The organism is Roseomonas sp. E05, assembly GCF_030063475.1.
Lineage (GTDB): Bacteria > Pseudomonadota > Alphaproteobacteria > Acetobacterales > Acetobacteraceae > Pseudoroseomonas.
On the sequence record NZ_JASIRT010000017.1, the window covers coordinates 1 to 22,098 of the forward strand.

Annotated in this window: 20 protein-coding genes and 1 pseudogene; 13 read left to right on the top strand and 8 right to left on the bottom strand. The window is 70.8% G+C overall.

Annotated features, from left to right (window positions below; translation table 11 throughout):
- A pseudogene (locus QMO56_RS16405) lies at window positions 1-100 on the top strand (IS5/IS1182 family transposase); the annotation flags it as partial.
- Between the two features lie 95 nt (window positions 101-195).
- On the opposite strand, the gene QMO56_RS16410 reads toward QMO56_RS16405, so the two are convergent.
- The gene (locus QMO56_RS16410) at window positions 196-1,194 is read right to left on the bottom strand and encodes a GntR family transcriptional regulator (protein ID WP_283527396.1); all 999 of its coding nucleotides are present in this window, start codon (window positions 1,192-1,194) and stop codon (window positions 196-198) included.
- 147 nt (window positions 1,195-1,341) lie between these two features.
- Here QMO56_RS16410 and QMO56_RS16415 point away from each other — a divergent pair, with 147 nt between their 5' ends.
- Genes QMO56_RS16415 through QMO56_RS16425 form a run of 3 tightly spaced genes read left to right on the top strand, consistent with a single transcriptional unit; the run spans window position 1,342 to window position 4,121 of the window.
- The gene (locus QMO56_RS16415) at window positions 1,342-2,331 is read left to right on the top strand and encodes a tripartite tricarboxylate transporter substrate binding protein (RefSeq protein ID WP_283527398.1); all 990 of its coding nucleotides are present in this window, start codon (window positions 1,342-1,344) and stop codon (window positions 2,329-2,331) included.
- Between the two features lie 5 nt (window positions 2,332-2,336).
- Window positions 2,337-3,086: an MBL fold metallo-hydrolase gene (locus QMO56_RS16420; protein ID WP_283527399.1), complete on the top strand. Its 750-nt coding sequence runs from the start codon at window positions 2,337-2,339 to the stop codon at window positions 3,084-3,086.
- A 6-nt stretch (window positions 3,087-3,092) separates the two neighbouring features.
- Window positions 3,093-4,121 carry an Ldh family oxidoreductase gene (locus QMO56_RS16425; RefSeq protein ID WP_283527401.1) on the top strand — a complete coding sequence of 343 codons (1,029 nt, stop codon included), beginning with the start codon at window positions 3,093-3,095 and terminating at the stop codon, window positions 4,119-4,121.
- Window positions 4,122-4,135: 14 nt separating this feature from the next.
- On the opposite strand, the gene QMO56_RS16430 is transcribed toward QMO56_RS16425, so the two are convergent.
- Window positions 4,136-4,654, bottom strand: coding sequence for a hypothetical protein (locus QMO56_RS16430; protein ID WP_283527403.1), 519 nt, complete (start codon window positions 4,652-4,654; stop codon window positions 4,136-4,138).
- A gap of 148 nt (window positions 4,655-4,802) precedes the next feature.
- Complete coding sequence (locus QMO56_RS16435; RefSeq protein WP_283527405.1) at window positions 4,803-5,639, bottom strand: IclR family transcriptional regulator; 837 nt, start codon at window positions 5,637-5,639, stop codon at window positions 4,803-4,805.
- Window positions 5,640-5,810: 171 nt separating this feature from the next.
- Between QMO56_RS16435 and QMO56_RS16440 the strand changes: the two genes are divergently transcribed.
- The 9 genes from QMO56_RS16440 (at window position 5,811) to QMO56_RS16480 (ending at window position 16,880) form a co-directional block, all read left to right on the top strand.
- Window positions 5,811-7,883, top strand: coding sequence for a hydantoinase/oxoprolinase family protein (locus QMO56_RS16440; RefSeq protein WP_283527407.1), 2,073 nt, complete (start codon window positions 5,811-5,813; stop codon window positions 7,881-7,883).
- Window positions 7,880-9,532 carry a hydantoinase B/oxoprolinase family protein gene (locus tag QMO56_RS16445; protein ID WP_283527409.1) on the top strand — a complete coding sequence of 551 codons (1,653 nt, stop codon included), beginning with the start codon at window positions 7,880-7,882 and terminating at the stop codon, window positions 9,530-9,532. Before QMO56_RS16440 ends, QMO56_RS16445 begins: the two co-directional genes overlap by 4 nt.
- 34 nt (window positions 9,533-9,566) lie before the next feature.
- Window positions 9,567-11,093 carry an ABC transporter substrate-binding protein gene (locus QMO56_RS16450; RefSeq protein WP_283527411.1) on the top strand — a complete coding sequence of 509 codons (1,527 nt, stop codon included), beginning with the start codon at window positions 9,567-9,569 and terminating at the stop codon, window positions 11,091-11,093.
- A gap of 66 nt (window positions 11,094-11,159) precedes the next feature.
- The gene (locus tag QMO56_RS16455; protein WP_283527413.1) at window positions 11,160-11,855 is read left to right on the top strand and encodes an SDR family NAD(P)-dependent oxidoreductase; all 696 of its coding nucleotides are present in this window, start codon (window positions 11,160-11,162) and stop codon (window positions 11,853-11,855) included.
- On the top strand, window positions 11,852-12,127 hold the full coding sequence (locus QMO56_RS16460) for a (2Fe-2S)-binding protein (RefSeq protein WP_283527415.1): 276 nt from the start codon (window positions 11,852-11,854) through the stop codon (window positions 12,125-12,127). Before QMO56_RS16455 ends, QMO56_RS16460 begins: the two co-directional genes overlap by 4 nt.
- Window positions 12,124-13,518, top strand: coding sequence for an FAD-dependent oxidoreductase (locus QMO56_RS16465; RefSeq protein ID WP_283527417.1), 1,395 nt, complete (start codon window positions 12,124-12,126; stop codon window positions 13,516-13,518). Before QMO56_RS16460 ends, QMO56_RS16465 begins: the two co-directional genes overlap by 4 nt.
- On the top strand, window positions 13,515-14,630 hold the full coding sequence (locus QMO56_RS16470) for an FAD-binding oxidoreductase (RefSeq protein ID WP_283527419.1): 1,116 nt from the start codon (window positions 13,515-13,517) through the stop codon (window positions 14,628-14,630). Before QMO56_RS16465 ends, QMO56_RS16470 begins: the two co-directional genes overlap by 4 nt.
- Before the next feature lie 13 nt (window positions 14,631-14,643).
- Window positions 14,644-15,813, top strand: a complete 1,170-nt coding sequence (locus QMO56_RS16475; RefSeq protein WP_283527421.1) for a mandelate racemase/muconate lactonizing enzyme family protein — start codon at window positions 14,644-14,646, stop codon at window positions 15,811-15,813.
- A 170-nt stretch (window positions 15,814-15,983) separates the two neighbouring features.
- Window positions 15,984-16,880 (top strand): delta(1)-pyrroline-2-carboxylate reductase family protein, encoded by an 897-nt coding sequence (locus tag QMO56_RS16480; protein WP_283527423.1) that lies wholly within the window; start codon window positions 15,984-15,986, stop codon window positions 16,878-16,880.
- Window positions 16,881-16,887: 7 nt separating this feature from the next.
- Here QMO56_RS16480 and QMO56_RS16485 read toward each other — a convergent pair whose 3' ends face one another.
- The 5 genes from QMO56_RS16485 to QMO56_RS16505 all read right to left on the bottom strand — a co-directional run bounded on the left by QMO56_RS16485 (window position 16,888) and on the right by QMO56_RS16505 (window position 22,098).
- On the bottom strand, window positions 16,888-17,520 hold the full coding sequence (locus tag QMO56_RS16485) for a DUF882 domain-containing protein (RefSeq protein WP_349362367.1): 633 nt from the start codon (window positions 17,518-17,520) through the stop codon (window positions 16,888-16,890).
- 380 nt (window positions 17,521-17,900) lie between these two features.
- Window positions 17,901-18,908: an asparaginase gene (locus tag QMO56_RS16490; RefSeq protein WP_283527427.1), complete on the bottom strand. Its 1,008-nt coding sequence runs from the start codon at window positions 18,906-18,908 to the stop codon at window positions 17,901-17,903.
- Window positions 18,909-19,140: 232 nt separating this feature from the next.
- Window positions 19,141-20,142 (bottom strand): ABC transporter ATP-binding protein, encoded by a 1,002-nt coding sequence (locus QMO56_RS16495; protein ID WP_283527429.1) that lies wholly within the window; start codon window positions 20,140-20,142, stop codon window positions 19,141-19,143.
- Entirely contained in the window at window positions 20,139-21,152 is a 1,014-nt protein-coding gene (locus QMO56_RS16500; RefSeq protein ID WP_283527430.1) for an ABC transporter ATP-binding protein, read from the bottom strand. Before QMO56_RS16500 ends, QMO56_RS16495 begins: the two co-directional genes overlap by 4 nt.
- A gap of 10 nt (window positions 21,153-21,162) precedes the next feature.
- Complete coding sequence (locus tag QMO56_RS16505) at window positions 21,163-22,098, bottom strand: ABC transporter permease (protein ID WP_283527432.1); 936 nt, start codon at window positions 22,096-22,098, stop codon at window positions 21,163-21,165.

Consider the following 22,098-nt stretch of genomic DNA (forward strand, 5'->3'; position numbering starts at 1 on the left):
CCTCAAGCAGTTCCGTCGCGTCGCAACCCGCTACGACAAGCTCCTCGCCAACTTCCGCGGCTTCGTTCTGCTCGCCTCAATCGCCATCCTACTCCGCTGAAATCGTCACCACCGCCTAGTGCCCTGCCCGCTGGGGAAACTGAGTTCTCCCAGACCCCGGCATTCTTTGTGATGGCGGGGTCCGGGGTGGCACTGTCACCCCGGCGGGGTTCCAGGGGCGGCGCCCCTGGCCCCGGCTGAAGCCTCGGGCGGCCGGGCCTGGCTGGCGGCTTCCAACAGGCCTCGCATGCCACGCAGGCTGGTCACCACCGTGCTCAGATGCGCCCGCATCGCCTCGGCCGCCTCGGCGTTCCGCCCGACCTCCAGCAGGTCGAGGATGGCAAGGTGCTCGCGGGCCTGGCGGTAGAAGCGCTGCCGGTCGGTCAGGGAGCGATAGATCAGCAGCCGGCGGATCCGGTTCACCCGCCGCAGCGTGTCGAGCATGAAGGGATTGCCCGAGGCGCCGATGATGGCCTCGTGGTAGCGCACGCCGCGCTCGTAGAGCGCGTCGGCCGAGGCGGTCTCGATGCCGCCGGCCAGCATGTGCTCCTCCACCGCCCGGCACTGGGCGGCGATCTCGGGGCTCAGCCGGTAGCCCGGCTCCAGCAGCGCCGCCGGCTCGACCGCCAGGCGCAGGCGGTAGGTCTGCTCCAGCGCGTCCGGCGTGGTCAGTACGGAGGAAAAGCGCCAGCCATAGCCCGGCCGCCGCTCCGCCCAGCCTTCCGCCGCGATGCGGTCGAGCAGCTGGGCGAGCTGCCCCTTGCTGACGCCGTAGCGCTCCCGCAGCGCCGCCTCGGAGATCGAGTCGGGCAGCCGGCCGGCCACGCGGTCCTCGGCCATGGCGAAGTAGATGCGCGAGAGCGGGTCCCGCCCGCCGCGCCCGGCCAGCGCCTCCGCCGTGTGCCGCCCCTTCTCGGCGACGAAGAAGCCGCGCCGCGGCTCCGCCTTCACCACCCCCTGCTCGGCCAGCAGGCGCAGCGCCTGGTTCACCGGGAAGCGCGAGACGCCGAAGCGGTCGGCCAGCAGCTGGGCGGGGAGATGCGTCCCGGGCGGCATCATGCCGGCGCCGATCTCCCCCGCGATCGCCGCCGCCAGCTCCGCCGCCATGCCGGCCTGGGCACCCGGGGCCGCCCTGGTCGTGATCTCTCGTTCCATCCCTGCCGATCTTGCCAGATTGCGCCGGCTTGCGAAGTCGGCGATGCAGGATTGCATTTACATCGAACATTATGCAATTCATCAGGGCGAGATGACCTCCGGAGCAGCGGACCGCACCCTGCCCGTCGCACCAAGGAAGACCCGACCATGCTCACGCGCCGCCATTTCGCCGCCTCCACCGGTCTCGCCCTGCTCGCCCCCGGCTTCCGCCCGGCCCGGGCGCAGTCCGCCTATCCGGACCGGCCGGTCCATGCCCTTGTCGGCTATCCGCCGGGCGGCGGGGTGGACATCGTGGCGCGGCTGGTGGGCTCGCCGATGGAGAAGCGGCTGGGCCAGCCGGTGATCGTGGACAACCGCCCCGGCGCCAGCGCGATGATCGCCGCCCAGGCGGTCGCGAAGGCGGCGCCGGACGGCTACACCCTGCTCTTCGCGGCGGCCGGCGAGGTGGCGGTCAATCCCGCGCTCTACAAGGAGCGCATGACCTATGACCCGGCGAAGGAGCTGGCGCCGGTCGCGCTCTGCGGCACCGTCCCCTGCCTCGTGGTGGTGCCGGCGAGCCTGCCCGTGCACAACCCGGCCGAGCTGATCGCCTATGCGAAGGCGAACATGGGCAAGCTCTCCTTCTCCTCCTCCGGCATCGGCAACCCGCAGCACCTGGCGGGCGAGCTGATGAACCACATGGCCGGCACCGACGTGCTGCACGTGCCCTACCGCGGCTCCGCCCCCGCCGTGACCGACGTGGCGGCCGGCCGCGTGACGATGAGCTTCAGCAGCCTCGGCGCCGCCCTGCCGCTGATCCAGGACGGCAAGCTGCGCGCCGTCGCCGTCACCTCCGGCAAGCCCATGCCGCAGCTGCCGGAGGTCGCGCCGCTCGGCACCGCGCCGGGAATGGAGGGCTACGAGCTGATCAACTGGTTCGGCCTCTTCGCCCCCGCCGGGCTGCCGGCCCCGGTGATGGACAAGCTCGCCGCGGCCGCCGACAGCGCCCTGCAGGACGCGACGCTGCAGCGCAAGCTGATGGAGCAGGGCATCATTCCGCGCCGCCTCGATCCCACCGCCTTCCGCCGCTTCGTCGAGGAAGACGCGGTGAAGTTCGCCAGGATCATCGACGACGCCAGAATCACCGTGGAGGGCTGAGCGCAATGTACCGCATTGACGTCCTGGTGCAGGGCTTCCCCGGCAAGTCCGTCTGCCATGGCGGGCTGGGCTGGAGCACCATCGCCCTGCTGCGCGGCGAGGGCCGCTGCATTCTCATCGATGTCGGCGCCTTCGGCGTGCGCAAGGTCCTGGCGAAGCAGCTCGCCGCCCAGGGCGTGAAGCCGGAGGACGTCACCGACGTCGTGCTGACCCACGCGCATTACGACCACGCCGTGAACTTCACGCTGTTCCCGCGCGCCACGGTCTGGATCGGCGAGGAGGAGCTGCGCTGGGCCGCCGCGCAGCCGCCGGGCTTCGACCCGCTGCCCGAGCTTTACGTCGCGGCGCTGGACCGCAACCCGGAGGTGCGGCGCATCAGGTCCGGCGAGGAGTTCCTGCCCGGGTTGCACGCCATCCTGGCGCCCGGCCACACGCCGGGCTGCCTGGTCTTCCACCTGACGGCAAACGAGACGCCGGTGATCTTCACCGGCGACGCCGCCAAGAACCGCGCCGAGCTGCTCTGCGGCCGGGCGGACATGAGCGAGGACGAGGCGGCCACCGGCCGTTCCATCGCCGCTATCTGGGACCTGTGGCGCAAGGTGCCGGGCACGCTGGTGATCCCCGGCCACGACCTGACCCTGCGCCTCGATGAGAACGGCCACGCCGCCTATGTCGGCACGCGCGACGCCGCCATCGCCGCCTGGTTCGGCGAGGACATCGAGCAGATCACCCGTTTCGAACTCCGCTGCGACTGAGGCACCATGACCGAGACAAAGATCCCCGAGGCCGAGCTTCTTGCCCTTGCCACCCGCGCCCTGGCGCGCGGCGGCATGCCGGAGGCCGAGGCGGCCGAGGCGGCCCGGGTGCTGGTGCTGGCCGACATGTTCGGCCTGCGCACGCATGGCATCAGCCGCGTCGCGCAGTACCTGGAGCGGGTGAAGCTGGGCGGCATCAACGCGCAGGCGAAAGTGGAGGTCACGCGGGTGGCGCCCGGCCTCAGCATGGTGGACGGGCAGAACGGCGTCGGCACGCTGGTCGGCATGCGGGCGCTGCGGGCGGCGACGGAGTCGGCGCGGGAGGTCGGCGTCGGCGCCGCCTTCGCACGCGGCAGCAACCATTTCGGCCCGGTGCTGCCCTATGCCTTCCTGGCGGCGCAGGAGGGCTTCGCCTCCTTCATCGCCAGCAACGCCACCACCACCATCGCGCCCTGGGGCGGCAAGGACACGCGGGTCGGCAACAACCCGATGGGCATCGGCATGCCCAATCCGGGCGGCGACCCGATCATCCTGGACATGGCGCTGAGCGTCGCGGCGCGCGCCAAGATCCGCAAGCTGGCCGAGCATGGCGCGCCGATGCCGGAAGGCTGGGCGACCGATGCCGAGGGCCAGCCGACCACCGATCCGGTCCGGGCGCTGAAGGGTTTCCTTTTGCCGGTCGGCGGCCACAAGGGTTACGGGCTGGCGGTCATGGTCGACCTGCTGGCCGGCCTGCTCTCCGGCGCCGCCTACCTGACCCATGTGCAGGCCTGGGACAAGAACCCGGGCGTGGCACAGAATCTCGGCCATGTCTTCGTCCTGATCGACACCAGCCGGATGCAGGCGCAGGAGTGGCTGCGGGAGCGGATGGCCGATTTCGGCGGCATCCTGCGCAGCACGCCGCCGGCCGACCCGGCCGCGCCGGTGATGGCGCCAGGCGACCGCGAGATGGCGACCTATGGGCGCAGCCAGCGCGACGGGGTGGTGGTGGCCACAGCCGACCTGCAGGCGGTGGAGGCGCTGGCCAGGGGCTGAGGCGGCGCGGCCTGCTACCGCTGCCGCGGCTGGCTGGCCGTCATGACGGCGCGGTGGACGCTGCGGATAAGCCCGTCGAGCTCCCCAATGGCGACCGGGTTGGTCGCCACATAGGATGCCACCAGGCGCGCCGTGTAGGCCAGCGCGCCGGTGGCCGGCCGCTCCGCCCTGGCGGCGGGCGGAGGCTCGGACCCCTTGGGTGGCGCCGTGTCAGGCGCGGCAGGCTCCGGTTCAGCGGGGGCCGAGGGGGCCGCTGCTTCCGGGCTTGCGGCGGGGCGCGCTTCCTCCGGGGCAGCCGGCGGGTGCGCAGGGCCGATGATGCTCCGCTCGGGCAGGGGCTGCCGCAAAAGGGCCTGCAAGGTGGCCACAGTTTCCAGGAAGCCATCCGGCCGGACCACCAGAAAGGCCCGCCCCTCCATCCAGAAGACCCGCCGCTGCATCGAGAGGGTTGCGATCTGCTCGTCCGTCGCCGCCACGACGTGGCGACCTCGCGCTTGCGCGGCCTGGCGCTGTTCGGGGGTCAATTCAACCAAGACAGTTCCTGATCCGAAAAGGAAGGGGACGAGGCGGCGCTGGGATGTCACGGCTCAAATACAATCCCGCACCTGATTATACGCGCTCCATTGCCATATGGGAGGCCGGATCTCGCGACGAGGGATGGCCCCGGCGCAGGAGGCGGCCTCAGCGCCCGCGCGGCCCGGTGCCGGCGGGCTGCGGAGCCGGCTCCATCGCCGCGCCGGCCCGTCGCAGCACGGGATCGAAGGGGTTGAGCCGGGCTGCGATCGCCGCCGCCTCCTGCTTCAGCATCTGCGCGATCACGGCGCGCCGCGCCGGCGTCAGCCGCTCCTCGATGCTGCCGACGCTGAGCGCGGCAACGGCTCTGCCCTCGCGGTCCAGGATGGGAACGCCAAGCCCGGCCATCCCCGGAATCAGGCCGGTGGCGCCACCCGCATGCCCCTCGCCCCGCACGCGGATCAGCTCGGTGCGCACCGAGGCCTCGTCGAACAGGCCGATCTGCTGCATGCGGGGCAGGTTATGGCGGATCACCTCGTCCTGCTCCCCGGGAGGCAGGAAAGCAAGGATGGCGACCGAGCCCTGCCCCACCCCGAGCGGCACGCGCCCGCCGATGTCGCCGGTGAAGGAACGGATCGGCAGCGGCCCGGCGGAACGGTCAATGCAGACGGCGTCGTAGCCGTTGTGGACCAGCAGGAAGAGCGTCTCGCCGAGGGAGGCGGTGAGCCGCAGCAGCGCCGGCCGGGCGATCTCGCGCAGGCCCTGCGGGCTGCCGGCGCGGGCGGCAAGCAGGAACAGGTCGAGCCCGAGCGCATAGCGCTTGCTCCGCGGATCGAACTGCACGAACCCTTCCGCCGCCATGCTGCGCAGCAGCCGGTGCGCCGTGGGGCGCGGCAGGCCGGCGGCCTCCGCCAGCCCGGTCAGGCGGAGCCCGCCGGGACCGCCCTCGCCAAGCAGGCGAAGCAGGGTGAAGGCACGGTGCAGGCTGCTGGCGGGGTCGAGCACGAGGAATTCCGGATATCGGCATCACAGGCCTAAGATTTGGTCATGGAATTCCATTGAATGGAAGTTGCAGCGCGTTTTTCCCATTCAGAGAAAAAGCTGCTTGCCGCCCCAGGGGTTGCAACGAAATAGTAATCGCCGTTCCCTGCATCCATCCCTGGAGGAAGCTGCAGCATGGCGCGTTGGCGTGTGGGCGTGGACTCGGGCGGCACCTTCACCGATGTCTGCCTCTTCGACGAGGAGGAAGGCCGCGTCGAGGTCTGGAAGGTCTCCTCGACGCCGGATGATCCGTCCCGCGGCATCGCCCAGGGCGTCGAGGAAGGCATGCGCCGCGTCGCCCCGGAGGCGGGCGAGCAGCCCGGCGCGCCGGTCGCCTATTTCGGGCACGGCACCACGGTCGCGACCAATGCGCTGATCCAGCACCGCGGCGTGCGCACCGGCCTGGTCACCACCGACGGCTTCCGTGACCTGCTGGAGATCGGCCGGCAGAAGCGCCCCGACCTCTACGACATGCAGGCCGACAAGCCGCCCACCCTGGTGCCGCGCGACCTGCGCCTGGAAGTGCCGGAGCGGGTGCGCCACACCGGCGAGATCGACACGCCGCTCGACGAGGAGCGGATGCGCGCCGCCGCCCGCGCCCTGCGCGAGGCGGGCGTGAAGGCGGTTGCGGTTTCCTTCCTCTACGGCTTCGTCCGCCCCGAGCACGAGCAGCGCGCCGTCGCCATCCTGCGCGAGGAGATGCCGGAGGCCTTCATCAGCGCCGGCCACGAGATCGCGCCCGAGTTCCGCGAGTTCGAGCGGCTCTCGACCGTCGTGCTGAACGCCTATCTCGGCCCGGTCATGCGCCGCTACATCGAGCGCCTGACGCCGCGGCTGCAGGCCCTCGGCATGTCCGTGGCGCCGCACCTGACGCAATCGAACGGTGGCGTCATCGGCTTCTCGACCGCCGCCGACATGCCGGTGCGTACCGTGCTCTCCGGCCCCTCGACCGGCGTGGTGGGCGCCCAGGCGATCGGCGCCCTGGCCGGCTTCGAGGACCTGATCACCTTCGACATGGGCGGCACCTCCACCGACGTGGCGCTGCTGCAGGGCGGCCAGTGCAAGCTGACCTCGGAGGCCGTGGTGCACGGCTACCCGATCAAGGCGCCGATGCTCGACATCCACACCGTGGGCGCCGGTGGCGGCTCCATCGCCCATGTGGATGCCGGCGGGCTGCTGAAGGTCGGGCCGCGCTCCTGCGGCGCCGATCCCGGCCCCGTCTGCTACGACCGCGGCAATACCGAGCCCGCCACCACCGACGCCAACGTGGTGCTGCAGACGCTGAACCCGACGCACCTGCTCGGCGGCCGCATGGCGGTGCGGCAGGACCTGGCCAAGGCGGCCATCGGGCAACTCGCCGAGAAGCTCGGCCTCGGCGTGATGGAGACGGCGCAGGGCATCCTGTCCGTTGTCACTGCCAACATGGCGCGTGCCATCCGCGTCATCTCCGTGCAGCGCGGGCACGACCCGCGCGACTACACGCTGATGGCCTTCGGCGGCGCCGGCCCGCTGCACGCGGCGCGGCTGGCCAAGGAGCTGGAGATGAAGCGCGTGCTGGTGCCGCGCAATCCCGGCATCCTCTGCGCCATGGGCCTGCTGTTGACCGACCTGCGCGCCGACTTCGCCGCGACCAAGCTGGTAACGGCGGACGAGGCGGCGGTGCCGGAGGTGGCGGCAGGCTTCGCGCAGCTGGCCGGGCGCGCCGCCGAGTGGTTCGGGCATGAGGGCATCGCCCCCGAGGCGCGCCGCCTGACCCGCACCGCCGACATGCGCTACCAGGGCCAGAACTACGAGCTGGCCGTGCCGCTGCTGGAGGGCGAGATCACCGGCGAAACCCTGCGGGCACTGGTCGAGGGCTTCGCCGAGGCGCATCGCCAGCGCTACGGCTTCGTCGCCGAGGGCGAGACGGTGCAGATCGTCACGCTGCGGCTGGAAGCCACCGGGCTGGTGCGCAAGGCCGAGCTGAAGGCCTATCCCGAGGCCGGACCGGACGCCTCCGGCGCCATCACCGGCCAGCGGCCGGTCTGGTTCCCCGAGGCCGGCGACTTCGTGCCGACGCCGATCTACAGCCGCGACGCGCTCGCCCCCGGCAACCGCTTCGCCGGCCCCGCCATCGTCGAGCAGATGGACACCACCACCGTGGTGCCGCCGGGCATGAACGCCCGCGTGGACGCCTATCTCAACCTGATCCTGGAGGTGACGGCATGAGCCAAGCGTTGCAGGCCAGCACCGCCCCGGCGCTGGACCCGATCACCGTCGAGGTGATCGGCGCCGCCCTCTCCTCCATCGTCGAGGAAACCGGCGAGGCGCTGATCCGCGCCTCCTACTCCACCAACATCAAGGAGCGGCGCGACTGCTCCACCGCACTGTTCAACGCCGCCGGCGAGACGCTGTGCCAGGCCGAGCATATCCCGATCCATCTCGGCAGCTTCATCGGCATCATCCCGCACATCATGCGCCGCCACCCGGTGGAAGACATGCGGCCGGGCGACGTCTTCGTCGGCAACGACGCCTATGAGGGCGGCGGCACCCATTTGCCCGACATCGTGCTCGCCGAGCCGATCTTCGTGGAGGGCCGGATCGCCGCCTGGACGGTGAACCTGGCGCACCACTCCGACTTCGCCGATCGCGGCCATGCCCACATCTACCAGGAGGGGCTGCGCATCCCGCCGGTGCGGCTCTACCGCGCCGGGGTGCTGCAGAAGGACATCCAGGACCTCATCCTGCTGAACTGCCAGGTGCCGCACGAGCGGCTCTCGGACCTGCGCGCGCAGATGGCGGCCAACCGTGTCGGCGTGCAGCGCTTCCAGGCGCTCTGCGCGAAGTATGGCACGGAGACGGTGCTGGCCGCCGGCAGCGCGCTGCTCGACTATGCCGAGCGCAAGATGCGCGCCGGCATCGCCGCCATTCCCGACGGCACCTATGCCTTTCAGGACGAGTTCGACAGCCCGGAGATCGACGGCACCCTGCCCTTCTCGCTGCGCGTGACGGTGCAGGGCGACGGCATGACGCTGGATTTCGATGGGCCGGACCAGATGCGCGCCGGCCTCAACATGACCTATACGGCGCTGCTCGCCACCGTGTACTACGCGGTGAAGTCGGTGGTGGACCCGACCATCCTGCCGAATGCCGGGCTGGCGCGCCCCCTCGCCGTCACGGCACGCGAGGGCAGCATGCTCAACTGCAAGCATCCGGCCGCGGTGAACGGCCGGCTGCAGGCCTGCCAGCGTGTTTCCGACATGATCCTCGGCGCGCTGGCCCAGGCGGTGCCGGAGCGTGTCACCGCCTGCACCAACTCCACCTGCACCGTCGCCAGCTTCATCGGCAGCCGCAAGGCGGATGGCGCGCTCTGGGTCTATCTGGAGACCATGGGCGGCGGCAATGGCGCCCGCGCCACCAAGGACGGGCTGGACGGCGTGCATGTGCACACCACCAACACCTCCAACCTGCCGGTCGAGGCGCTGGAGATCGAGTACCCGTTGACCTTGCTGCGCTACGAGCTGGTGCAGGATTCCGGCGGCATCGGGCGCTTCCGCGGCGGCATGGGGCTGCGCCGGGTCTATCGCGCCGACGAGGATTGCCGCGTCCGCATCGACACCTCCCGCCTGCACTCGCGGAGCTGGGGCCTGTTCGGCGGCGGTGGCGGCGGGCATGGTGCGGTGGAGTGCGGACCGGGCGTGCAGTTCACCGGCAACACGGCGGTGTTGAAGGCGGGGCAGTGGTTCGCCATCGTCAGCCCTGGCGGTGGCGGCTACGGGCCGCCCGAGCAGCGCAGCGCCGAGGCCGTGGCGCGCGATCTGGCCGAGGGGACGATCAGCGCCGCAACCGCGCGCGAGGCCTATCACCACGCGCCCTGAGCGACAGCGACCATCTGGGAAAGGAGAGTTCCGCATGGCTACCAGTGCCACCCGACGGGCCGTCCTGGCCGGTACCGCCGCATCCGCCCTGCTGCCCTTCCTGCGCATCCCCGGCGCGCGCGCGGCCAGTTCCGGCGTGCTGCGCTTCGGCCTCTCCAGCTTCCCGCCCACCATCCAGCCCTGGGCCAACAGCGGCACCGCGGCGGCGACGGTGAAGCTGATGATCCATCGCGGGCTGGTCGCCTATGGCGAGGACGGCTCGCTGCAGCCGGGGCTCGCCGAATCCTGGTCGCGCGAGGGCGAGACCACCTGGATCTTCAAGCTGCGCGAGGCGAAGTTCCAGAACGGCGACCCGGTGACCGCCGAGGACGTGAAGTGGACCATCGAGCAGGTCGCCGGCGAGCGCTCCACCGCCTATTTCCGCAACGAGATGCGCAGCATCGCCCGCATCGAGACGCCGGATGCGCGCACGGTGCGGCTGACCACCAAGGAGCCGGTGGTGACGCTGCCGAGCTGGATGGCCAGCTATCACATGCCGATCTGCTCGCGGAAATCCTCGGGCAATGACTTCATCGGCGCCGGCCCCTTCGTGCTGAAGTCGCAGGAGCGCGGCGCCTCGCTCGAACTGGAGGCCTTCGAGGGCTACTACAAGCCCGGCCTGCCGAAGCTGAAGGGCATCCGCGCCGTCGCCTACTCCGACGAGAACCTGCGCACTGCCGCCCTGCAGGCCGGCGACGTGGACCTGATCGAATACGTGCCCTGGCAGTCCATGAGCAGCATCGACGAGAACTCGGCGCTGAAGCTGGACGCCGTGGACGGCCCCTTCATGTTCCTGGTGTTCAACGGCGCGCGCCCGCCTTTCAACGACGCGCGGGTGCGCCGCGCCGTGGCGCATGCCATCCGCCGCACGGACCTGGTGAAGGCTGCCTTCTTCGGCCGTGGCTCGCCGCTGGAGCACCTGCCGATCGACGAATCCAGCGAGTTCTACAATCCCGAGTTCAAGGACGCCTGGAAGTACGATCCCGAAATGTCGAAGAAGCTGCTGGCCGAGGCGGGGCAGCCGAGCATCAGCTGCAACCTGCTCTCCACCGCGCAATACGGCATGCACAAGGACACGGCCGAGGTGGTGCAGCAGCACCTGGCCGCCGTCGGCATCCAGGCGCAGCTCAACCTGCCGGACTGGGGCACGCGCGTCGCGCTCGGCAACCGCGGGCAGTACGACATGGCGGTGATGGGCACCGCCGCCGACAGCAACGACCCGAACGGGCTGGCCAACTTTCTCGATGGCAGCCTCTCACCCTCCTATGTCCGCAGCTACGGGCTGAAGATCGACCGCATCACCGAGCTGCTCGCCGCCGGCCGCGCCGAGTTCGACACGGCCAAGCGCAAGGCGATCTACCGTGAGATGGAGCAGGTCTCGATCGAGCAGGTGCCCATGGTCGGGCTGAACTGGCGCAACCAGGGCTATGCCATGCAGAAGGGTATCACGGGCTTCAAGAACCTGCCGGGCGCGCTGACCTTCTATTCCGGCCTCACCTTCGAAAGCACCGCGCTGGCCTGAGCGCCGCGGCCTCCGGGCGGCGCCGTCTGCGCCGCCCCTCCCACCTCCACCTCGGAAGGAAACGCCATGCTGACGCCGCAGGGGCGCGTGGTGATGATTTCCGGCGCTACCCGGGGCATCGGGCGCGCCGTGCTGGAGCGGCTGCTGGCCGCCGGCTGCACCATCAGTGCCGGGGTGCGGGACGCCAGCCGCCTGCCGGAGCATCCCAACCTCACCCACCACCGCTACGAGGCTGCGCAGCCCGGCAGCGCCGAGGCCTGGGTCGCCGCCACGATCGAGCGCCATGGCCGTCTCGACGCGCTGGTGAACGCCGCCGGCAGCAACACGCGCGGCACGCTGCTGGACGGCGAGGAGGCGCCTTTCGACAGCCTCTGGACCATCAACGCCAAGGGTCCGATGCGCGTCATCCGCGCTGCCTGGCCGCATCTGGTGGCGAGTGGCACGGGCCGGGTGGTGAACATCGCCTCGCTCTCCGGCAAGCGCGTGCGCAACGACAACCTCGCCTATGCCATGAGCAAGTTCGCCGTCATGGCGCTGACACAGGAGGTGCGGCGGCTCGGCTTCGAGCACGGCATCCGCGCCAGCGTGCTCTGCCCGGGCTTCGTGGACACCGACATGACGGCGCATGTGACGAAATGGCCGCGCGAGAAGATGTCCCGCCCCGAGGACATCGCCGTGCTGGCCGAGGTGCTGCTGCACCTGCCGAACACGGCCAGTGTCGCCGAGCTGCTGGTCAACTGCCGCCACGAGGACATGCTGTGAGGCTGCACCGCCTGCGCGACGCCGACCGGCCGCGCATCGCGCTCACCCTTGATGGGCGGACGATCGAGGCGCAGCAGGGCGATACGCTGCTGACCGCGCTGCTCGCCGCCGACGCCGGGCATCTGCGCCGCAGCGAGTTCGGCGATGGCGAGCGCGCCGGCTTCTGCCTGATGGGTGCCTGCCAGGATTGCTGGGTGGCGGTGGAGGGGCTGGGCCGGGTGCGCGCCTGCGCCACTCCCGCTGAAGCGGGAATGGCGGTGAAACGCGGATGAGGATTGCCGTTGTCGGCGCCGGCCCCGCCGGGGTGCGCGCGGTGGAAGTGCTCATGGCGGCAGGCCACCGCCCCGTTTGGATCGATGAGGCGCCGGAGGGCGGCGGCCGCATCTACCAGCGCCCCCCTGCCCCGCTGCAACGCAATGCCCGCACGCTCTATGGTTTCGAGGCGAAGCGCGCCACCGCCCTGCACGCCGCCTTCGATGCGCTGAAGGCCCGCGCCGACTGGCGCCCGGAAACCCTGGCCTGGCACATCCGCCCTGGCGCGAAGCGGCTGCACACGCTGCATCGCGGCACGCAGGCCGTCGTCGAATATGATGCCGCGCTGCTCTGCACCGGCGCCATGGACCGCGTCCTGCCCGTGCCGGGCTGGACCTTGCCGGGCGTGACCACCCTGGGCGGCGCGCAGATCGCGCTGAAGGCGCAGGGCTGCGGCATCGGCCGGCGCGTCGTCTTTCTGGGCAGCGGGCCGCTGCTCTGGCTCGTCGCCTACCAGTACGCCAAGGCGGGGGCCGAGGTGGCGGCGGTGCTGGACACCACGCCCTTCGCCACCAAGGCCGCGGCGGCGCCCGGGCTGCTGCGCGGCGGCGCCACCTTCGCCAAGGGGCTTTTCTATGTTGGCTGGCTGCGGGCGCATCGTGTGCCGGTCGCGGAAGGCGTGACACCGCTGGCCATCGAAGGCGGGGCGGAGGGCGTCGCCGGCCTGCGCTGGCGCGACGCTTCCGGCCGCGAGCATGCGGTGGCGTGCGACGCCGTCGGCATGGGCTGGGGCCTGCGGCCCGAGGCGCAGCTCGCCGACCTCGCCGGCATTCCCTTCCGCTTCGACGCGCTCCAGCACAACTGGGTGCCGGTGCGCGACGCCGCCGGGCGCACGCCCGTGGCGGGCCACTATCTCGCCGGGGACGGGGCCGGCATCGGCGGCGCCGAGGTCGCCGAACTGGCCGGCGCCCGCGCCGCTCTCGCGCTTCTCCAGGATGCCGGGCAGGCGGTGGAGGCCACCACCGTCGCGCGGCTGGATGCGGCGCTCGCCCGCCAGCAGCGTTTCCGCGCGGCGCTGGATCGCGCCTTCCCCTTCCCCGCCCATCTCGCCGCCGCCCTGCCGGACGAGGCCATCCTCTGCCGCTGCGAGGGGTTGCGCGCCGGCGAGCTGCGCGCCGCCGCCCGCGCCGACAACGCCGCCGGCCCGGCGCCGGAGATGAACCGCGCCAAGGCCTTCAGCCGCACCGGCATGGGCCGCTGCCAGGGCCGCGTCTGCGGTGCCGCTGCGGCCGAGATCCTGGCCGCTGAACTGGGCCAGCCGGTGGAAGCCATCGGCCGGCTGCGCGGCCAGCCGCCGGTGAAGCCGCTGCCCATCGCCGCGCCCCGCCCTGCTCCGGAGGCCGTACCATGAGCACCGAAGGCGAGGTCCTGGTGCTGGGCGGCGGCGGCGCCGGCTGCTCGGCGGCGCTGCACCTGGCGCAGCGCGGCGTGAAGGTGGTGCTGCTGGAACGCGGCCTGGTCGGCTCCCAGGCCTCGGGGGTGAATTATGGCGGCGTGCGCCAGCAAGGCCGGAATCCGGCCGAGTTGCCCATCGCCCGCCGCTCGCGCGAGCTCTGGGGCCGGCTGAAGGACATCACTGGCACCGAGGCGGAGTTCACCGTCACAGGCCACCTCAAGCTGGCGCGCAGCGACGCCGAGGAAGCCGAGCTGATCGCCTATCTGGACGTGGCCAAGCAGCACGACCTGCCGCTGCGCATGGTCGGGCGCAACGCCATCCATCGTGAATATCCCTGGCTGGGGCCGGCGGTGGTGGCCGGCTCCTTCGCGCCGGAGGACGGCTCGGCCAATCCGCGCCTGCTCGCCCCGGCCCTGGCGCAGGCGGCGCGCGCGGCCGGCGCGGAGATCCGCGAGCACACCACGATCGTCGCGCAGCACCACGCCGCCGGGCAGTTCGAGCTGGTCAGCGGGGCTGGCGAGACCTTCCGCGCGCCGGTGCTGCTGAACATGGCCGGCTTCTGGGGCGGTGCGGTGGCGGAGGCCTTCGGCGAGCCCGTGCCGGTGAAGCCGCTCAGCCCGAACATGGCGGTGACGGAGCCGGTCCCCTACTTCATCGAGCCCAATCTCGGCGTGGTCGGCGGCAACGTCTATCTGCGGCAGATCCCGCGCGGCAACGTCATCATCGGCGGCGGGCATGGCGAGTCCGACCCCGCCGTCCCCTGGGCGCGCCCGCTGCCGGAGGTCACGCTGGAAATGCTGGACCTCGCCGTGCAACTGGTGCCGGAACTGGCGGGCGCACAGGTGATCCGCTCCTGGAGCGGCATCGACGGCAAGATGCCCGACGGCATTCCCGTCATCGGGCCGAGCCGCACCACGCCGGGCCTGTTCCATGCCTTCGGCTTCTCCGGGCACGGCTTCCAGCTCGGCCCCGCCATCGGCGCCATCATGAGCGAGCTGGTGCTGGACGGCCGGACCGACATCCCGCTCGACGCCTTCCGCATCGACCGCTTCCAGCCTGCCGCCTGAAAGGAGGCCCGGCATGAAGATCACCCGCGCGCAGATCTACTTCACGAAGATCGACGGCCGCACGCCGCTGATCCTGCGCCTCTGGACGGATGAGGGCATCTGCGGCCTTGGCGAGGCGGCGCTGGCCTATGGCATCGGCGCGACCGGCGCCGCCGCCACGCTCGAAGAAATGCTGCGCCGGATCGTGCTCGGGCGCGACGCGCGGCAGATCGAGGCGATCTGGAGCGACCTCTACGACCACACCTTCTGGGCCAAGGGTGGCGGGCCGATCCTCTACGCCGCCATCAGCGCCATCGAGACGGCGCTCTGGGACATCAAGGGCCGCGCGCTGGGCGTGCCGGTCTATGAGCTGCTGGGCGGGCGCTGCCGGCAGGAGGTGCGGTGTTATGCCAATGGCTGGTCCTTCCGCGCCGTCACGCCCGACGAGATGGCGCGCGCCGCCGAGCAGGCGGTGGCCAAGGGCTATGACGCGCTGAAATTCTACCCGCTGGCCACGCCGATCAAGGACCACCCCAACGGCATCTTCGCGCATGTCTCCCGCCGCGAGTTCGACCGCGACTTCGAGAGGCTTGCGGTGGAACGTGTGCGCGCCGTGCGCGACGCCGTGGGGCCGGATGTGGACCTGATGGTGGACATGAGCGCCGAACTGACCACCGACGCCATCATCCGCCTCGGCCGGAAGCTGGAGGAATTTGACCTCTTCTTCCTGGAGGAGCCGGTCGATCCCTTCGATCCTGATGCCATGAAGCTGGTGGCCGAGCGCATCACCGTCCCGGTCGCGGCCGGCGAGCGGCTCTACACGCGCTATGGCTTCCGGCGCCTCTTCGAGTTGCGGGCCGCGGCCATCGTGCAGCCCGATATCGGCACGGTGGGCGGGATCATGGAGACGAAGAAGATCGCCGCCATCGCGGAGATGTACAACATGCGGGTGCAGCCGCATCTCTGTGCCGGGCCGGTCGCCACCGCGGCCGCGCTGCAACTCGACGCCTGCATCCCGAACTTCCTGATCCAGGAACTCTATCCCTTCCGCGTGCCGGAGCACTTCGCCCTGGTGGACGCGCCGCTGGAGCCGCAGGTGAAGAACAGCCGCCTGGCCATTCCCGAGCGTCCCGGGCTCGGCGTGGACCTGGTGGAGGAGCGGGTGGCGCCCTTCCTGCGGGCGGATCTCAGGCTGGACGCATGAAAAAGCTTGGGGGAAGGAATTCCCCCAAACCCCCATCTTCTTTTTGTCAGTTTGGCGCTGCGCCGGCCGCCGGCGCGGGAAACTGACAGAAGAAAGATGGGGGGCCTGGGGGGAATTCATTCCCCCCAGCCTTCTTGCCACCGCGCCGATTTCCTGATGCGCTTGCCCCCATGCAGATCCATGACGCCGCGGAAACCGCCCGCCTGCTCGCCTATCCCCGCCTGATCGCGGCGCTGGAGGAGGTCCTGCCCGCCTATCAGCGTGGCGAGATCGTCAGCCCGGAGCGGCTGGTGGTGCCGGTCGGCGGCGGGGCGGGGATGCTGCTCTCCATGCCCTGCAGCGCGCCGGACCTGATCGCGCACAAGCTGATCACCATCTACAACGGCAACCCGTCAGCGGGCCTTCCGGCACTGCAAGGCCAGGTGACCTGCCTGGACGCGACCAATGGCCGCGCGCTTTTCGTGCTGGACGGCCCGACCGTCACCGCCCGCCGCACCGCCGCCATCTCGATGCTGGGCATCCAACGCCTGCGCCCCGCGCCGCCACGGGCCGCCCTGCTGATCGGCATCGGCGCGCAGGCGCGCGCGCATGCGGAGGCGCTGCTGGAACTCTTCCCCGGCGTGCGGATTGCGGTGCAGGGGCGGCGTGCTGAAGCGGTACGCGCCTTCTGCGATGCGCTCGGGGGGGCCGTGCATCCCGCCGGGAATGACGCAGCAGCCTCCACCGAAGTGGTGATCGCCGCCACCAGCAGCAGGCAGCCGGTCTATGATGCGCCTGCGCGGGCGGATTGCCTGGTGATCGGCGTCGGCGCCTACCGGCTCGACATGGTGGAGATCGGCGCGCCGACCATCACCGGCAGCCAGATCTATGTGGACGACCCGGTCGGCGCCCCGGTCGAGGCCGGGGACGTCGCAGCGGCGGGAACGGACTGGGCCAGCGTGCGGCCGCTTGCCACCGCCCTGGACACGCCGCCCGATTTCAGCCGACCCGTTTTCCTGAAGAGCGTCGGCTGCGCGGCCTGGGACCTGGCGGCCTGCCGTGCGGCGCAGGCCGCCTGGGGAGGCTGAGCGGCGTTCAGCGCCGCGCGGCTGCCCAGGCCTCGGCCAGACGGTTCAGGCGCTCCTCGGCAGGCGAGAGCTTCGGCGCGCGGACCGCCATGGTGCCGGCGGGGCCTCCGCCGCCCCAGCGCCGCACCGGGCCGGAATCGACATGGATGAAGCCGTGCTGCGGATAGAGGCCGACGCCGCCGCGCGCGAGGCGCAGCGCCGCCTCCCCGAAGGCATCGAACTTCGCCGCCGGCATTTCCACATCGAGCGCGGCAGCGCGCAGATGCTGGCTGTCGCCGGCACCATGCACGGCGCGGTTGGTGGCCGGTGTGCGATAGCCGGAGAGGATGGCGAACTCGGTGAACTTCTGCTGCTGACCGAGTTCCCAGAGAATATCGATCACCTCGGGATCGAAGGGGCGCACGGCGCCCGTGCGGGTATCGGCCAGCACTTCCGAAAGCTCCGCCATCGCGCCAGGATCCACGGACTGGCCGGTGCGATAGATCCCGGAGAACTTCGCGCCGGATGCAGCATGCCGCAATTGCAGCCGCCGGGCGGCTGAAAGCTCGGGAAAGCGACGGCGTGTCGCAGCGTGAACAGCACCCGGCGCGGCCAGCATTCCAGCCGCGGCGGTTGCAAGAAAAAAGATTCGGCGGCGCATGGCGGCATTGGTAAGCGTGAACGCCACATGCCGGAACCCGGCCTCGCGCGATTGCGAACATTCCTCCCGCCGCAGGGGGAAGTCTCACGGTAAAGCGAAAAGTCCTGGAAATCAGCGCGATAAGTGCCCGACCAAGTCTACGCGCATCGCGTGTCCTGCCGGACGCGAATCGGGGCCCAGCCACTCTGGTCAAACATCCGCTGTAGAAGGGCTGCGATGATCTGGGTCAGGTCTGCGGCACAACAGGATTCGGGAGAAGGAGTTCTCTCAACCTCCCCCTTCTTCTTACTGCAGATTTTCGCGCTTTCTGGCCGCCTACGGAATGTTTGGAGAAAGAAGATAGGGCCTGGGGGGGAATTCCCCCCCCCCCGCCTTCTTCTTCAGGCAGTCAGTGCCGCGGCCGGGCGCAGCATGCCGACGGTGATGCCGTTCCAGTTCTGCATCTCCGGCGCGGCGAGGGGCGCGAGCACGCTCTCCTCCGCGCTGTCCAGCGGCAGCAGACGGCGCAGCAGCGTGGCCATGATCACCTCGGCCGCGCGCACCGCGCCGTCGTCACACTTGATGGCGATCCCCAGCCCAGCTTCGGGCAAGGCCGCGCAAAACACGCCTTCCGCCCCCACCTTCACGAAAGCCCGCTCGCCCAGGGCCTCCATGACGGCCGTGTCGAAGCGCCCGGTGCCGGCCACCAGGAAAGGATGCGCAGCCACCGCCCGACGCAGCCGCCGTGCCGCCGCTGCCTGCCCCGGCGCCAGACCGCTTCCGGTGCCGATGCGTGCGAAGCCCTGCGCCAGCGCGCGAAGGGGGATGGCATAGGTGGGAATGGAGCAGCCGTCGATCCCGTGGCTGCCCTCGCGCAGCGGCGTGCCCGTTACCGCCTCCAGCGCTGCCCGGACCTCGCGCTGGACGCGGTGGGCGGGCGTCACATAGCCGCGCGGATCCTCGCCCAGCCCGCAGGCCAGGCAGATGAAGCCGGCATGCTTGCCCGAGCAGTTGTTGTGCAGCGGCCCCGGCTCGGCCCCCTCGCAGGCCAGCGCCCGCGCCGCCGGGGCGAAGCTCGGCCAGTGCGCGCCGCACTCCAGCCCGCCCGCGTCCTGCCCGGCAGCCGCGAGCATCCGCGCTGCCACCGCGACATGGCGCGCCTCGCCGCCATGCGAGGCGCAGGCGAGCGCCAGGGCCTCGTCGTCCAGCCCGAAGCGGTCGGCCGCGCCGCTCTCGACCAGAGGAAGGGCCTGGATGACCTTCACGGCGGAGCGCGGATAGACCGGGCGGTCGATGTCCCCGCCCGAGAGCAGAACGCCGCCTTCCGCATCAACGACGGCGAAGGCGCCGGCATGGCAGGATTCCACCCGCGCGCCGCGCATCACCTCGACCAGAACCGGATCCTGCATCTATGGCCTCCTGTGGCAGCCGCCGTCTCCGGTGGCCTGCCGGGCCTTCATCCCCGCGCGGCGGCCGCACCGTCAAGCCGCGCCAGGCGGCCGAACCCGGCGCCCTTTGCCGGCCGCCGCGCCTTTCCCGCTGCCTGGTCCGGCAAGGAGGAGCATTGAAAAAGGCCGGGGAATGCCTTCCCCGGCCCTCTTCCTCCCGACATGGCGGCGGCGCAACCGGCCGCCACCCGCCTCAGGTCTTGTCGTTCAGATGGCAGGCCGACCGGTGCCCCGGGGCGATCTCCTTCAGCGCCGGGCGCTCCACCTTGCAGCGCTCGAAGGCATGCGGGCAGCGCGGATGGAAGTGGCAGCCGGAGGGCGGGTTCAGCGGCGAGGGAATCTCGCCCTTGATGCCGGCGAATTGCTTCTTGCGCACCTCGATGCGGGGCACCTCGTCGAGCAGCGCCTGGGTATAGGGGTGGTTGGCGTTGCTGAAGACCTCCTCCGCCGAAGCCTCCTCCACCACCCGGCCCAGATACATGATCACGACGCGGTCGGAGAGATGCTCCACCACGCCGAGGTCATGGCTGATGAACAGGTAGGTGAGGTTCAGCTCCCGCCGCAGGTCCAGGAACAGGTTCAGGATCTGCGCCTGGATCGAGACGTCCAGCGCCGCAACCGCCTCGTCGCAGACGATGAATTCCGGCTGCACCGCCAGCGCGCGGGCGATGCCGATGCGCTGGCGCTGACCGCCGGAGAACTGGTGCGGGTAGCGCCGCTTCAGCGAGGGATCGAGCCCGGCGCGGCGGAGCTGGTTGTCAACGTAGCTGTCGTACTCGCCGCGCTTGGTCAGGCCATGCACCAGCGGCGCCTCGCCCACGATGTCCGCCACCCGCATGCGCGGGTTCAGGCTGGCATAGGGGTTCTGGAAGATCATCTGGGTCTGCAGCTTGGCGTTCCGCGCCTCGGCGCCGGAAAGCGAGCTCAGCTCACGCCCGTGCCAGCGGATCTCGCCCGCGGTCGCCGGCATGATGCCGGCCACCATGCGGCCGAGGGTGGACTTGCCGCAGCCGGATTCGCCGACGAGCCCGACCACCTCGCCCTTGTTGACGGTGAAGCTGACCTCGTCCACCGCATGGACCGTCTCCTCCTTCACCGGCACGCCGAGCTTCTTCGCCAGCTTGCCGGCAAAGTCGAGCTTCTTGGAAAAGCGCTTGGAGACGCCCTTCAGTTCGATGATCGGCGTCGTGCTCATGCGGCGGCCTCTCCGGCGGGCACATTGTAGGGGAAGAAGCAGCGTGCCTCGCGCCCCGGCAGCAACTCGCCAAGCGGCGGGTCCTGCTTGCATTTCTCCTGCGCATTGGGGCAGCGGGTGCGAAAGGCGCAGCCCGCCGGCAGGTTCAGCAGCGAAGGCGTCATGCCCGGGATCTGCCGCAGCGGCTCGCCGCGCTTGTTGCGCGAGGGCACGCTGCCGATCAGCCCGGCGGTATAGGGATGCAGCGGCGCATCGAGCGTCTCGCTCACCGGGCCGCGCTCGACCACCCGGCCGGCATACATCACCGCCAGGTCGTCAGCGAGGCCGGCGACCACGGAGAGGTCGTGCGTGATCCAGATCATCGCCGTGCCGGTCTCGGCGCAGAGCTTCTGCACCTCCGCCAGGATCTGCGCCTGGATGGTGACGTCGAGCGCAGTGGTCGGCTCGTCGGCGACGATCACCTCGGGCCGGTGCAGCAGCGCGATGGCGATGGCGACGCGCTGGCGCATGCCGCCGGAGAACTGGTGCGGATAGGCCTTCAGCCGCTCCTCCGGGGAGGGGATGCCGACCATGCCCAGCGTGTCGCGGGCGCGCTGGCGGGCCTCCTCGCGGCTGACCTTGGCATGCGCCTGGACCGTCTCGATCATCTGCGTGTCGATCCGGAGCACCGGATTCAACGTCATCATCGGGTCCTGGAAGATCATGGCGATGCGGTTGCCGCGCAGCTGCCGCATCTCCTCCTCGGAGAGCTTCGCCAGGTCCTGCCCATGGAACAGGATGGAGCCGCCGGTGATGCGGCCCGGCGCATCCACCAGCCCCAGGATCGAGAAGCCGGTGACGGTCTTGCCGGAGCCGGACTCGCCCACCAGCCCCAGCACCTTGCCGCGCCGGACGGTGAAGGAGACGCCGTCCACCGCCTTGACCACCCCGGCGCGGGTGAAGAAATGGGTCTGGAGGTCGCGCACCTCCAGCACGGGTGACGCGGCGTTGGCGGTCGGGGTCTGTGCCATGCCCTCCCCTTTACTTCTTGAGTCGCGGGTTGAGCACGTCGCGCAGCTGGTCGCCCACCAGGTTGATGGAGACGATGGTCACGAGCAGCGCGATGCCCGGGTAGAAGCTGATCCAGTACTTGCCGGAGAGCATGTACTCGTAGCCGTTGGAGATCAGCAGGCCGAGCGAGGGCTCGGTGATCGGCACGCCGAGGCCGAGGAAGGACAGCGTCGCTTCCAGCGCGATGGCGCGCGCCACCTGCATGGTCGCCACCACGATCAGCGGCGGCAGGCAGTTCGGCAGCAGGTGGCGGAAGATGATGCGGCGCGTCGGCAGCGCCAGGCACTGCGCCGCCTCGATATACTCGCGCCCGCGCTCGACCAGCGCGGTGCCGCGCACGGTGCGGGCGTAGTAGGCCCATTCGACGATCACCAGCGCCAGCACGACGTTCATCACGCCCTTGCCCAGGAAGGCCAGGATCATCAGCGCGGCCAGGATCGAGGGGAAGGAGAGCTGCAGGTCGACGAGGCGCATGATCACCGTATCGGCCTTGCCGCCGGCATAGGCGGCGAGCAGGCCGAGCGTGGCGCCGATGGCGCAGGCAATGATCGCCGAGCCGCCGCCCACGGTGAGCGAGATGCGCAGGCCGTACATGATGCCGGAGAGCATGTCGCGCCCCTGGTCATCGGTGCCCAGCCAATAGGTGAAGGTGTCCAGCCCGTTGCGGGTACCCGGCTCCAGGCGCCCGTCGAGGATGTCGAGCTGGGCGAGGTCGTAGGGGTTCTGCGGCGCCAGCCAGGGCGCGAAGAGGGCGATCAGCGCGATCAGCACGATGACGATCAGCCCGAAGAGCGCCAGCTTGCTCTCGGCGAACTCGGAGACGAAGCGACGGAACGGCGTCTCGACCTTGGGCGCCGGCGCCGAGGCGGGCGCCGGCGCGGCGGAGTTGGCGGTTGTCGTGCTCAT

Bases quoted from the DNA above. Each gene is read 5' to 3' on its own strand.
- QMO56_RS16480 (WP_283527423.1), top strand. From the start codon at position 15,984: ATGCAGATCCATGACGCCGCGGAAACCGCCCGCCTGCTCGCCTATCCC.
- QMO56_RS16470 (WP_283527419.1), top strand. From the start codon at position 13,515: ATGAGCACCGAAGGCGAGGTCCTGGTGCTGGGCGGCGGCGGCGCCGGC.
- QMO56_RS16455 (WP_283527413.1), top strand. From the start codon at position 11,160: ATGCTGACGCCGCAGGGGCGCGTGGTGATGATTTCCGGCGCTACCCGG.
- QMO56_RS16505 (WP_283527432.1), bottom strand. From the start codon at position 22,098: ATGAGCACGACAACCGCCAACTCCGCCGCGCCGGCGCCCGCCTCGGCG.
- QMO56_RS16415 (WP_283527398.1), top strand. From the start codon at position 1,342: ATGCTCACGCGCCGCCATTTCGCCGCCTCCACCGGTCTCGCCCTGCTC.
- QMO56_RS16495 (WP_283527429.1), bottom strand. From the start codon at position 20,142: ATGAGCACGACGCCGATCATCGAACTGAAGGGCGTCTCCAAGCGCTTT.
- QMO56_RS16410 (WP_283527396.1), bottom strand. From the start codon at position 1,194: ATGGAACGAGAGATCACGACCAGGGCGGCCCCGGGTGCCCAGGCCGGC.
- QMO56_RS16490 (WP_283527427.1), bottom strand. From the start codon at position 18,908: ATGCAGGATCCGGTTCTGGTCGAGGTGATGCGCGGCGCGCGGGTGGAA.
- QMO56_RS16420 (WP_283527399.1), top strand. From the start codon at position 2,337: ATGTACCGCATTGACGTCCTGGTGCAGGGCTTCCCCGGCAAGTCCGTC.
- QMO56_RS16500 (WP_283527430.1), bottom strand. From the start codon at position 21,152: ATGGCACAGACCCCGACCGCCAACGCCGCGTCACCCGTGCTGGAGGTG.
- QMO56_RS16425 (WP_283527401.1), top strand. From the start codon at position 3,093: ATGACCGAGACAAAGATCCCCGAGGCCGAGCTTCTTGCCCTTGCCACC.
- QMO56_RS16450 (WP_283527411.1), top strand. From the start codon at position 9,567: ATGGCTACCAGTGCCACCCGACGGGCCGTCCTGGCCGGTACCGCCGCA.
- QMO56_RS16465 (WP_283527417.1), top strand. From the start codon at position 12,124: ATGAGGATTGCCGTTGTCGGCGCCGGCCCCGCCGGGGTGCGCGCGGTG.
- QMO56_RS16485 (WP_349362367.1), bottom strand. From the start codon at position 17,520: ATGCGCCGCCGAATCTTTTTTCTTGCAACCGCCGCGGCTGGAATGCTG.
- QMO56_RS16445 (WP_283527409.1), top strand. From the start codon at position 7,880: ATGAGCCAAGCGTTGCAGGCCAGCACCGCCCCGGCGCTGGACCCGATC.
- QMO56_RS16475 (WP_283527421.1), top strand. From the start codon at position 14,644: ATGAAGATCACCCGCGCGCAGATCTACTTCACGAAGATCGACGGCCGC.
- QMO56_RS16440 (WP_283527407.1), top strand. From the start codon at position 5,811: ATGGCGCGTTGGCGTGTGGGCGTGGACTCGGGCGGCACCTTCACCGAT.